Genomic DNA, 12,631 nt, shown 5'->3' with positions numbered 1-12,631 from the left:
CCCTTACATCTAGATTCCTCTTTCTAGTGACTCCTGAATGTTTCCGGAACCAGCGGTTAAGAGATCGTGGGTTTTACACGGTTAATTTGTGAAGATATTATGAAGCGATATCTCTACCTTGAGATAAAACTCATAATCATCGTGTTAATACTGGATGCGATCGCGTGTTTTTCCTAAAAGTGCATTTTTCTCTAAAAACTCAATAATCTTTCCTGCCACATCAACCTCCGCCGCTTTCTCGATCCCTTCGAGTCCGGGTGAAGAATTGACTTCCATCACCACTGCACCGTGATTTGAGCGCAGCATATCCACACCTGCCACTCTCAACCCCATCGCTTTCGCCGCACGTACTGCTGTGCTTCGTTCCTCTGGTGTCAACTTTATTGTGTCAGGTGTTCCACCTCGATGAAGGTTGGAGCGAAATTCACCTGGGGCACCCTGCCGCTTCATTGAGGCAACCACCTTGTTGTCAATGACGAAACAGCGAATATCCATGCCTCCTGCTTCTTTGATAAACTCCTGCACCAAAATATTCGCATCCAATCCCCGAAATGCTTCAATCACCGACTTAGCTGCATGGTGGGTTTCCGCAAGCACCACCCCAATTCCTTGAGTTCCCTCCAATAGCTTAATCACAACAGGCGCACCGCCAACCGTATCAATTAAACCATCAATATCTTGCGTAGAGTGAGCAATACCAGTTACAGGTAAACCAATGCCTTCGCGGGAGAGAATCTGGAGGCAACGCAGCTTATCACGGGAGCGAGAAATCGCTTGAGATTCGTTTGCCGTAAAGACACCCATTACTTCAAACTGCCGCACAACGGCTGTCCCGTAGAACGTTTTCGATGCCCCAATTCGAGGAATAATCGCATCAAAATTTTCCAAGGGTTTGCCTTGATAAATCACACTCGGCTTGTGAGACGTGATATTCATGTAGCAACGTAAGTAATCAATCACCCGTATCTCATGTCCTCGCTCTTCCCCAGCTTCCTTGAGGCGTCGAGTGGAGTATAACGAAGCATCCTGCGATAAAATTGCGATTTTCATCGTTACTTTTGATTTTTACTCTTTAGTTTGTTGTTCCCACTTGGACTGTGCAGAAACGACCGACTCACATCTACCAAAAAACGTTTACGCACAGCCTGACGCCCCAGCAACATCCGGAAACCCATCACATCTCGATTCGTCAAAGTTAGTTCAATTGGGAAAGTATAGCCATTCAGCTCTACAGGAGTTTGGATAACAGGTCTAAGTTGAGTTTGTCCACCAGAATTCCGAACCTCTCGTTGGTCGATAAGTTCAGCTTCAGCCATTACAGTGCGATGAGTATCCCGTTGATAGGGATGCACCTTAAACCTAACCATCTGTATCCCACTACGCTCGAAAATCTGGATATCAAAAGCATGTAAAGCGGATGAACGTGCGCCTGTGTCAATTTTTGCCTTCACCTGTGAAATCCCAAGTTCAGGTAAAGCAAGTTCCTCCCGCCAGCCGATTATCGGCAATTCTTGCTGCTTCATAAGAAGGTTAGAAGATTCCCGAAGGAGAGGTCATAACATGGTTTGATTTTTCTGCAACCTTAACATTTCCCATATCTGTACCTCTGCCTCCTCTTGTTTGAAGCAACGGCTTCATTAAACAACAAAAGCTTTGCTCAACAGCACCCTACCTTAGCACTGGGAGGTTAAGGGAATCTGGTATTTTCTCATCCTGAAACGGTATTAAGCCACTGTTCGCCTCAGATGTTCACGAAACACAAGTTCCATGAGTCCTCCCGAAACTTCAATAGTTGATTTTTGTCATTTGCTTATCTCTGGTGCTTGTCCAAAAAGAACTAATAATGATTTAGGACTTACGCACAAGTGCAATATCTGGTAGAGTGCCCCTACAAATGGTGGTTAAACGGTGGATTTGCGTAAGTCCTGTGACTTTTCAAGAGAGCAAAAAATATTGAAATCATTTGCAAGGACTTAAGATTCTGGCAGTTGATATTGCCCAACAATTCGTTTAGCGTACTCTGGCACATGTGCCTCCAATTTCTCTGGGTGATGACGCTTTACATACAAATAGTTGCGAGTAAAGTGAGAGTCGATTGAGAACCGAGCATACTCCAAACCTTTAGGACCAATCTTTTCAATCACCACACCCATCATTTTGGCTGCCCACATGGGTAGGGTAACGCCCTTATCATAAGCGGGGATGCTCTGTTGTACAGCATTACGTCTGTCTCCCTTTGACATCACGGGCTGCGTTTCTAGCTGATTTTGCACCAAATCTAACATCTCCTGTCCAGTGTCATTGCGTACTACGATCCACTGCCAGCCAAAAGGCGCACCCATGTAGCCTACGACTAAATCTGCCAAGGAGTTTACATAGTCAAAACAGCTCATGCAAGAGGGGGCAAACACATCTTTTAATTGATTCGTCTTTAGTCCAAAGAAGGGAACCATTTCAACTGAACCATCCTCATGTTTGAAGTGAACCCGGAAGTCTTGCATAAACTCATAATGCACAACAGTCTCTGGGGAACGGCTGGTGGTTTCTAGGAATTTCTGCAACCCAGCACGGTTAACGTTATCAACACAGGGAGTCCCCAAAACATAGAGCTTTTCTAAACCTAGTTGCTTCTCAACTGCTCGTAAGGCTTGGATTTGGCAACCAACGCCAATCACCAGCAATCGCTTCATCCCAGATTGCTCTATTTGCTCTAACACGGAAAGGTTAGGCGAGAGTGTCGGCTTATTCACCCGTGCGGCTAGAATTTCTTCTGGAGTACGAGCAATGATTGGCATCGGTTGAAAGCGGTCTTCTTTTGTATTTTGGACACAGACGACACCTTCAACCAAACCACGATTCAGCATTTCAATCGCGATGCTGCTAACAATACCTGTCCATTGCGCTCCCTCAATTGGCTCAGTTTTCCGCGCTGCCATCATGGATTGATTGACACCAAAGTACCAATCATCAGGACTATCTAGGTTGCGGCTTCTGCCGTGGGCTTGTTCTTCGAGTTCGGCAATTTGCTGGTTTAAGAAGGCACAAGCTTCCTTGACATAGTGAATATAGTATGTATCACAAAGTCCACACTCACTACACAGTTCCTTAGCAGGACGGCGGCTGGAGGATTTGATGGCTTTAGCTTTTTTATGCTTGGCAGAATCGGGAGTTATGGCAGTCATTGAAACGTCGTCTCTTAAAACTCAGGTCAATTTTCTCACGATACCAACAGAGGGCGAGTGCCAGCTTAACGATGTGCGAACAAACGTTAAAAATGACTCAAATGTTATCGCTAGGGAAAAAAAGAGTTGATGAATTGTTTGAGCTTCTCAAGGCTGCGATCGCAAATCATATAGATAATGTGGAGAGGGCTTCAGAGCATTAGCAATCCGCAAACGCGAAAGCTGCTTACAACCAGATATTAAAAGTTATTGACACCCTCTCAGCCTCAAGGTGTCAACCTCATCTGAATCGGGAATCGCGCTACCGCAACTATTTTACCTGTAGACGAATAAAAGCAATGGGACAACTGTTTGACCGTGTTAGCCTCACAGTCAGAGCTAATTTGAATAACGCTGAGTGCGAAGATTCCAGCAACGACACAGGAGAAGGTGCAGCATTGATTGCTGGAGGAGCAGCGGTAGGCGCTGGTATTTCCGCCACATTCGGCGGGATGGGATTACTCGTAGCTGGAACTGGTATGGCGATCGGTTCGACACTGGTTGCTGGAGCTGGTGCTGTTGCTGGTGCAGCCGCTTATGGTGCAAAAAAGGCGATAGAAGAGGGAGATGCCTCGGCATTAGGTGCAGCAGCACTGGGAGCAGTGGGTGGTTCCGGAGTTTCTGCTGTTGTTGGTGGAATGGGATTAGCTGTAGCTGGCACGGCAGTAGGCATTGGTATGGCTCCTGTTGTTGCTGCTGGTGCAGTTATTGGACTTGGGGCTTATGGTTTAAATCAACTCATTGAACAAGGCACGGATGAGGAAGAATGCCTGGATCGAGCGATCGCCCAAATGCAGGAAGCCTTATTGCAGTTGCGTCTAGCTGTTGTCAAAGCCGTTGCCTTGCAAAAACGTACTCAACAACAGTACGCACAAGCTCAAGCTGAGGTGGATAAGTGGCAGCAGCGCGTTCAACTTGCTTTACAAAAAGGTGATGAAAATTTGGCTCGTCATGCACTCATTTGTAAAAAGAGCAAGGCTGAAACAGCCAAGGCGCTAAAAGGACAGCTTAAGCAGCAACGCTCTCACCCCCTCCAGTGCCAACTTAGGGCTATGGAGGAAAACTTGGAGCAAGCCAAGACTAAAAGAGATGAACTTAAGGCAAGGTTGGCAGCGGCAAAGGCTCAACTACAACGGCAAAGTAGCATCAGGCGACTAGGTACTAGCTCCGCGATGGGTGCTTTTGAGCGAATGGAAGAAAAAGTTTTAGAGCTGGAAGCTCGTTCTCAAGCTGCGTATGAATTGACAGGAAATGACTTAGAACAGCAATTTGCTGAGCTAGAGTCCGGCAGCGATGTTGATGATGAGTTGGCACGGATGAAAGCCGAATTGACGGGTAGTCCGAAACCACAAGAAGTTCTACCTTAGCTGGAACTGCTGGTGCAGTTGTTGGGCTGGCAGCCTACGGTTTGAAGAAGTTGTTTGATAAGTAATGGCAAGACAATCACCTAATCCATTGCAAAAACTGGTACGAGGTGTACTTCGGGATCTGATCGATCAGGCTAACAGTCAAAACGCTGATAAAACTCCAAAGCGAAAGACTAAAAAATCTACTGCTACTAGATCCAAATCAAAACCTAAGCCAAATCAAGAAACGCGATCGCGCCATATTCCTGCATCAGTCCGTGTTTCAGTTCTACACAGAGACGTGATCCCGTAGAACAAAACTTCGCTGCTCTTGAAATGGAGGAGGAGTTAGAAGCACTAAAAGCGAGTGTCCAGTCTCTAAAAGGAGATATCAGCTATCCTTGCGATCGCTTTTGCAAAAGGTCTAATAACGAATTTGCAGAGTAACAGTTTGCTCAACCTTCTGCTGGGCAGCAACAACGGGTGTTTTAGCACTGTCAGTTGGCATCTGTGCCAGCACCGCAGGAGAAGCATAATTCTGTAACTGAGGTGGATTAGCTCCATTGATTTGAATGCCCATCACTTCACGTTGGCTGAGATTGAGGGCACCGAGAGCCGCGTCAGCTTGCTTTCTGGCATCTTCAGACGCTTGTTTGATTGCTTTTTGCTGTGCTTGGGCGATCGCTTCATCCGTTGCCACAAAACTGATACCATCAATGCGTGTTGCTCCGGCTTGAATCGCTTCATCTAAAAGCGTCCCAGATTTTTCGGTATCAATCTGAAAGCTCACCGTGTTGGTGCCGATATAGCCATTAATGCGTTGCTTACCACCCTGATAACTATAGTTAGGGTTAAGGCTGATACCTGTCGTTTCGAGTTTGTCCACTTGACGGGATTTCAGGAGTTCTACCACAGCTTGCGATCGCTTTGCGACTTGCTGTTGTACTTCTTGGGCAGTTTTACCCTGAACTTCAACGCCTAAGCGGACTTGCGTTAGGGTTGTCGGAATGGTGATTTTTCCTTTACCAGAAACCGTGAGAGTTCTAGGTAGAGATGCAGGATTTTGTGCTTGGGCACTACTTGGCACCGATTGACACGCCGTCAGGCTGAGCAAACCAACGACTAAACATAGAGTCTTCAACCGATCCCATGTAGTCAACCGGGAACAGAAAAGAGCAAGCTTCATGGTTGTATTGGCATTGTAGTGGGTGTTCTTAATCTGGCACCCAAGCCTTCGCACGGTTGGATAGGTTACATTTTTGGAAACTTAGCGCCTACGTCTTGTGAATCCTAACAAGAGGACACATAACCCGTAGATTTGCAGATAACCCACTGGATGAATTAAATTAGCTAGTCAGACTCAAGGCGAGGATACATGAGGTACTTAATTACTAGCGCACTGCCTTACATCAACGGTATCAAGCACCTGGGTAACCTTGTCGGTTCTATGCTTCCCGCAGATGTCTATGCACGTTTCCTGAGACAGGAAGGGGAAACGGTTCTCTTTGTGTGTGCGACTGATGAACACGGCACACCTGCTGAACTCGCCGCTTTGGAAGCCGGACTTGATGTAGAAAGCTACTGCCTTCGTCAGCACGAACGACAGGCAGATATTTATCAAAAACTCGGTTTGTCATTTGACTATTTTGGTCGAACCTCCTCAATTCAAAACCATGAATTAACCCAGCATTTTTATCAGAGCCTCGACAAAAATGGTTTTATGGAGGAGCGTGAAATCAGTCTCATGTACTCCCTTGACGATGACCGTTTTCTACCGGATCGATATATTGTCGGTACTTGTCCTCGTTGTGGCTATCACTCAGCTAGGGGTGACCAATGTGAGAATTGCACATCTGTATTAGATCCAACTGAGTTAATCGAGGCACGTTCGGCTGTCTCAGGAAGTACGAACTTAGAAGTCCGAAAAACTAAACATCTTTTCTTAAAGCTTTCGCTCCTGAGCGATGAGGTAAGAGCGTGGGTTGATGAAAATCGGGATTGGCCTAATCTTACCAAGTCTATTGCAATGAAGTGGCTGAATGAGGGGCTTCAAGACCGTTGTATTACTCGTGACTTGAGTTGGGGTGTACCTGTCCCTCGTCCGGGATTTGAAGGCAAAGTGTTTTATGTATGGTTTGATGCTCCCATTGGCTATATTGCAGCGACGAAGGGATGGGCAGTAGAGAACTCAAAAGAGGACGATTGGAAAACTTGGTGGTGTAGTCCAGAAGATACCAAGTACGTGCAATTTATGGCTAAAGACAACCTTCCCTTCCACACGATTATGTGGCCTGCCATGATTCTTGGAACAAGAGAACATTGGAAGATGGCTGACCAAATCAAGGGTTTCAATTGGCTGAACTACTATGGTGGGAAATTCTCAACTAGTGCGAAACGGGGAGTGTTTTTAGACCAAGCAATTAAGATTCTCCCTCCGGATTATTGGCGCTACAGTCTGATGTCTATGGCACCAGAGTCTTCTGATTCGGCATTCACTTGGGAGTTGTTACAAATTAAGGTGAATAAGGAGCTTGCTGATACGTTGGGTAACTTTGTCAACCGACTCAAGTTCGCGGCAAAGCACTTTGGCTCAACGGTACCAGAAGGGGGGCTTCCAGGTGAACGGGAACAACAGTTACAAGTTACCTGCGAAAAACTTGTTGGAACACTCTGCGAACTGATTGGGAATATGGAATTTAGGAAGGCAACGGAAGCCTTGCACTCCTTATGGTCAGTCGGGAACCAGTACATTGACGAACGAGCGCCTTGGAGTTTAATTAAGGAAAATCGTGAAGAAGCGGCTTTGGTAATTCGGACTTGTATTAATTTAATCCGCCTCTATGCGATCGCATCTGCTCCGTTTATTCCCTTTACATCCCAAAAGCTCTTTGATGCTCTGCATTTGTCGGAAGCTGACAGGATGAGGAAGATTAGTGATGCTGTAAATCTGGATGCGCTAGTTCCAGGTCACCCATTTGATGTGCCACCTCCCTTATTTCGCAAGCTGGAGGATAAGGAGATTGAAGAACTATGTAGGCAATTTAGTGGTGGATAGTATTGGTAGTATTCTTTTTTTTAGCTTTTAACTTAGGGGAATGACACTGAACTTTAGGTAAAAATAGTGGCTCACTAGAAGAACCCGGACTTGGGGAAGACCCCCAAACCCCCTTCTGGGGGACGGAGTGCCTACCTAGAGACCCCCTGCACAAGGTTTTTTGGGTAGGTGATGCAGTTGGTAATGGGAATTAAACGCTCACCAATTTTTCTTAAGTCAGTGCCATTCAACCTAAGTTAATTGATAACTGTCTAACGCTTTTCAAATTGCGGACACGGTTATATCGGATGCAAATGCGTTTCTTAAGTAAGCTGTCGTTGTTTCTGGTCTTTCTGACGTTCCCTCACTTTCTGCCCCCTTCCTCCAAATCAATTTTTTGTCCATTATTGGCTTGGAGTGCGGAGATTAGAGAATATGGCAATGATGGTCGCAATGGCTCGGATGGACGAACGGGTCAACGTGGTCGAGATGGTCAAAGTCAAACAATTTTTGCAGATGGTTCGCCGCTGAATCTGGATTTGTCAGGCGAAGACGGTTCAAGCGGTGAAGATGGCTTGAGTGGCGAAAACGCGGATTGTGAGAGACAGCCACGCGATGTAGAGTATGACGTGCGTGCGGCTGATGGAGGTAAAGGCGGGAACGGGGGGAATGGTGGTGATGGTGGTGATGGTGGCGCGTTGACCATCCATTACACCAATCTTGCAGACTTGAAAAAAATTGCGGTACGAGCCAATGGTGGAAGAGGAGGACAGTCTGGGCGCGGCGCTTATGGGGGTGAAGGTTGCAACTGCCGCCAACGGAACTGGGTACGGCAAACTTGCACGGGTACTCCAGGAACTCCTGGCTATAGTTGCACAAATCGTGAGTTCGAGTGCAGAGATGGCAATGATGGTGAAGATGGGTCAAATGGAGCAGTTGGGAAGGATGGACGCTTGGGAAGTTTGAGTTTGGTGAATCGTACTGAAGCACTTGCCCCGGATAACCCAACGGTTACGCTGGGGATGCCGGAAGTGAGCGATCGCGTTTTTGCCCTATCGAAAAATAAGTGGGAAACTCGCAATGGTGCAGCTTCCCTATTAGCACCGGGTTCTGTAATTGCTGATCAATATCGTGAGTTCATTGAGCGCATCGAAAGTTCGTTTCAACTCGTTTGGAATGCAGGACGACCGTTGAGTGATTTCAGTGGTCAAACGGTGAATATTAGTTTAGAAGACGATAAACAGGTCAAGGTTACTTTTCCTGAAGAGGTTTGGGTTGACGGGATGCTGTCACAGCAGGGTGGGGTAACTCAATTTGTTGCGTCTAATGTCATCCTCAAAAGTGAAGCAACGCAGCTAACACGGGCTGATTTCTCCGGGAGTGGGTCTGAACTCAATTTTGCCTTAATAGATCGGGCGAGAAAGTCTGACTTGATTGCCACTCAGTTCCAAATTAAGTATCGTGCAGCCAGAGCAAGCGATCGCTTCAGCAGCAATGCTGATTATCGCACCCGATACGAAGGCAATATTCCTGCTGAGTTAGTCAGCCGCAACAACAATCGCTTTACGCTTAATCTCGGTAAGTTGCCAATTGAGTCAGAATTTCTCAAACCCGGAGTCGCCGTTGAGATAGAGTTAGTGGCAACTCGCTCTTTTGCTGGACGCTCTACGGAGCAAAAAATTGAATGGCAGGGGCAAATTAGAAGATAAGAGATAAGGACAAACGACAAAGGGAAACTTCTGCTATCAGCATTGGGATAAATCCCTTCTTCCCTCTGCCATCTGCCTTTTCTTGTTCATAATCTAACCCTTAAAATTCTTACCATGATTGCCTCTCCCCAACAGCCCTACCTTATGCCCGAAGAGTACCTCCAGATAGAGGCACAAAGCCCCATCAAACACGAATACATTGACGGGCAAATCTATGCGATGGCTGGGGCAAGCGATCCCCACGTCACCATTGCCCTCAACCTTGCCACGCTTCTCCGTAGCCATGTCCGAGGTTCTGGCTGTCGCGTTTACATTTCGGACATGAAAACGCGAATTGAAACTCTCAATCGGTTCTACTATCCCGATGTCCTAGTCACCTGCGACCCTCGTGACCTGGAAACACCTAACTATAAGCGCTTCCCTACTCTTATTGTCGAAGTTTTATCTAATTCTACTGAAGCCTTTGACCGAGGTGACAAGTTTGTCGATTACCAAACCCTAGAAAGTCTACGCGAGTATGTCCTGATTAACACCAAGCGGCAGCGTGTTGAATGCTTCCGACGCAATGATGAAGGGCTGTGGGTTTTGCAGTTCTACACGCCGGAACAGGCCTCATTTCGACTCGACAGTATAGAGTTTGAGGGAACGTTAGATGCAGTTTATGAAGATGTAGTGTTTGAACAATTGTAAGAATTTTGCTCACTAAATCCTCAAGCTAGGGGGATTTCGACATCTGTACCGCAACTTGAAATGAAAATTGTCATCCTGGGATTATCAATTACTTCCTCTTGGGGAAACGGACACGCAACAACCTATCGAGGACTGGTGCGCGAATTGGTTGCACGAGGTCAGGATGTCCTATTTCTAGAGCGGGATGTGCCTTGGTATGCTGCTAACCGCGACCTTCCCAATCCTCCCTATGGTTGCACGAAGCTCTATTCAAGTCTTGATGAGCTAAAAGATGGTTTTACGCAAACAGTGCGTGAAGCGGATTTCGTGATGGTTGGTTCGTATGTGCCTGAAGGTGTGGCAGTAGGAGAGTGGGTTACAACAACTGCACAGGGAATTACAACGTTTTACGACATCGACACACCAGTCACGTTGGCAAAGCTAGAACGAGGTGATACAGAATATCTTTCACTCGCACTAATTCCCCGCTATCACCTTTATCTATCGTTTACGGGTGGTCCAACGCTACAGCGGATTGAACAGCAGTACGATTCTCCCATGGCAAGAGTGCTCTATTGTTCAGTTGACCCAGCGTTGTATTATCCCCAAGAGTGTCATCAAACTTGGAACCTTGGATACATGGGCACCTATAGCGACGACCGACAACCAACTTTGGAGCGACTTTTGCTTGAACCAGCGCGTCACTGGAAAGAAGGTCATTTTGTTGTCGCGGGGCCACAGTACCCTAGCACTATTGACTGGTCGCCTAATGTTGAGCGCATTGAACACCTGCCACCTGCTGAACATTGCTCGTTTTACAATGCCCAGCAGTTCACGCTGAACATCACACGCGCTGACATGGTTCGTTCTGGCTACTCGCCAAGTGTGCGCCTATTCGAGGCAGCGGCTTGTGCTATTCCGATCATCAGCGACTACTGGGATGGTTTAGATACTATCTTTGAAATTGGTAAAGAGATTCTTGTCGCCGATTCCTCAGCGGATATCTTACGATATTTGCGCGAAATACCAGAACAAGAACGTCGGGCAATAGGCGATCGCGCCCGTGTTCGTGTCCTAGCAGAACATACAGCGGCACACCGTGCAGCAGAACTTGAGCAGTATGCACTCACCGCAATGGCAATGAGACAATAGTTTTAAATTACTGCCTTACCCATAGTTGAGTTTGCACCTAAGAAGAATGCTACTGTTCAAACTTTTTGATTTTAAAGCGATTAAGACCTTCTTAAAACGTTTACTGGGACTAATCTTAGTTCTCGGTCTGGCATGGTTATGGGTACTACTAAGCGCTACTCCTGCCTATGCTCAAGAGAGTCGCATTAACTACACCAATACCAATTTAAACAACCGCGACTTTTCAAACCTTGATTTAGTCGGTTCAGTTTTCGTGTCAGCGGAGATGCGAGGTACTAACTTCCAAGGCTCTGACCTCACTAACGCTATCCTGACAATGGGAGTGCTACTCGGCGCAAACTTAGAGGGAGCAAATCTTACTGGCGCACTGGTAGATCGGGTGACGTTGGACAATGCCAAGATGACCAACGCCATTTTTACGGAAGCGACGATGACGCGCACTCGCTTTTATGATGCCGAGATTACTGGTGCAGATTTTACGGATGCGATTATTGACCGCTATCAAGTTTCTCTACTTTGCGATCGCGCCAGTGGTGTAAATCCAGTAACGGGTGTCTCGACGCGGGAAAGTTTAGGCTGTCGCTAAGCTTGGCGTAGCGAGTTCGGATAAGGCTTGCCAAGTCAGGACATCCTGTAATAGGGCTTTGTATCCAGCCACATTAGGATGAAGACCATCTGAAGAGAGTTGCTTGAGGCACCAATCTGTCCCACGCGCCTTCCAGGTATCAAAAATATCGAGGTAAGGAATTTTGCGCCTCTGACAAGCGATGCGGGTTGCTTCTTTGTAGCTGTACTGATCAGCGTGATTGTAGTAAAAACAATCGAGAAATGGCATCTTCGCCTCATCCACTGGCACCATTCCCACAAAAAACACCGGACACAGACGCTGTGCTTGGTCTAGTAAGTTTTCGAGTTCTGCCTGGAACGTGCCAAATTCTGTGTAGTTCCGTCCGTTAGGTCGTCCAAGACGTGCTGAATCATTTACACCTACAGAAAGGATGATTGCATCGGGAACACGGTTTTTTAGTTCACCACGGTGGCGAAACTCTTGTTCAACACGCTCTTGTACTTGCTTTACGCCGTCACCTCGGACACCGAGATTGTAAAGAACATGACCGGGACTATCGGGTAACATCCACTGGCGTCGCAGTCGCTCTACCCAACCGCCGCCTTCTGGGTCACCAAATCCATAAATGAGGCTATCTCCTAGAACAACTAGCTTTAGGGGCTGGCAATGGGTTTGATGGAATGGCTGAAAGCTAGAAGCAACAAGTGTTTGCATAGACAATAGTACCTAGTCAGTTGATTGTTAACAACTCGACATATTTACAAATTTCCATAATGGTACGCCATTATCTGCCCTTAAAGACAATTGATGGCTCTTCATTTAGGCAGGTTTTTCTTAAATGCGATCGCCCAGCCAAGAGCGTCAGGATGTCGAAGAGAGCTTATCGTTTTTAGACCTTTCCAAACCAGAAGTAGCACTAGCTCCGAAACCAT

General features: G+C 46.8%; 11 protein-coding genes. 6 read left to right on the top strand and 5 right to left on the bottom strand.

The genetic code is table 11. The features are described from left to right. Positions 1–144: 144 nt before the first annotated feature. From rimK to AC5JL3_RS03610, 3 genes are all read right to left on the bottom strand, one after another. Positions 145–1,050, bottom strand: a complete 906-nt coding sequence (gene rimK / locus AC5JL3_RS03620; protein ID WP_192222215.1) for a 30S ribosomal protein S6--L-glutamate ligase — start codon at positions 1,048–1,050, stop codon at positions 145–147. Between the two features lie 2 nt (positions 1,051–1,052). Then, on the bottom strand, positions 1,053–1,523 hold the full coding sequence (locus AC5JL3_RS03615; protein WP_192222214.1) for an ATP-dependent zinc protease family protein: 471 nt from the start codon (positions 1,521–1,523) through the stop codon (positions 1,053–1,055). A 450-nt stretch (positions 1,524–1,973) separates the two neighbouring features. Then, positions 1,974–3,182, bottom strand: a complete 1,209-nt coding sequence (locus AC5JL3_RS03610; RefSeq protein WP_496073175.1) for a Coenzyme F420 hydrogenase/dehydrogenase, beta subunit C-terminal domain — start codon at positions 3,180–3,182, stop codon at positions 1,974–1,976. Positions 3,183–3,520: 338 nt separating this feature from the next. On the opposite strand from AC5JL3_RS03610, the gene AC5JL3_RS03605 reads away from it, so the two are divergent. After that, positions 3,521–4,588, top strand: coding sequence for a PspA/IM30 family protein (locus AC5JL3_RS03605; RefSeq protein ID WP_496073174.1), 1,068 nt, complete (start codon positions 3,521–3,523; stop codon positions 4,586–4,588). 403 nt (positions 4,589–4,991) lie between these two features. Here the strand turns inward: AC5JL3_RS03605 and AC5JL3_RS03600 are convergent, their stop codons facing one another. Beyond that, positions 4,992–5,753: an SIMPL domain-containing protein gene (locus AC5JL3_RS03600; protein ID WP_496073173.1), complete on the bottom strand. Its 762-nt coding sequence runs from the start codon at positions 5,751–5,753 to the stop codon at positions 4,992–4,994. 189 nt (positions 5,754–5,942) lie between these two features. Between AC5JL3_RS03600 and metG the strand changes: the two genes are divergently transcribed. The 5 genes from metG (at position 5,943) to AC5JL3_RS03575 (ending at position 11,717) form a co-directional block, all read left to right on the top strand. Next, positions 5,943–7,622, top strand: a complete 1,680-nt coding sequence (gene metG, locus AC5JL3_RS03595) for a methionine--tRNA ligase (RefSeq protein ID WP_496073172.1) — start codon at positions 5,943–5,945, stop codon at positions 7,620–7,622. A gap of 386 nt (positions 7,623–8,008) precedes the next feature. After that, entirely contained in the window at positions 8,009–9,310 is a 1,302-nt protein-coding gene (locus AC5JL3_RS03590; RefSeq protein ID WP_496073171.1) for a hypothetical protein, read from the top strand. Between the two features lie 114 nt (positions 9,311–9,424). Next, complete coding sequence (locus tag AC5JL3_RS03585; protein ID WP_496073170.1) at positions 9,425–10,000, top strand: Uma2 family endonuclease; 576 nt, start codon at positions 9,425–9,427, stop codon at positions 9,998–10,000. Positions 10,001–10,060: 60 nt separating this feature from the next. Then, a complete protein-coding gene (locus AC5JL3_RS03580) occupies positions 10,061–11,131 on the top strand; it encodes a CgeB family protein (protein ID WP_496073169.1) in 1,071 nt (356 codons plus the stop codon). A 46-nt stretch (positions 11,132–11,177) separates the two neighbouring features. Continuing rightward, entirely contained in the window at positions 11,178–11,717 is a 540-nt protein-coding gene (locus AC5JL3_RS03575) for a pentapeptide repeat-containing protein (protein ID WP_496073168.1), read from the top strand. Here the strand turns inward: AC5JL3_RS03575 and AC5JL3_RS03570 are convergent. Further along, complete coding sequence (locus tag AC5JL3_RS03570; RefSeq protein ID WP_496073167.1) at positions 11,703–12,413, bottom strand: GDSL-type esterase/lipase family protein; 711 nt, start codon at positions 12,411–12,413, stop codon at positions 11,703–11,705. The two genes, AC5JL3_RS03575 and AC5JL3_RS03570, sit on opposite strands and share 15 nt — an antisense overlap. Positions 12,414–12,631 lie beyond the last annotated feature (218 nt).

It is taken from the genome of Symplocastrum torsivum (assembly GCF_059505465.1).
This window is presented reverse-complemented; position numbering and strand designations above follow the sequence as displayed.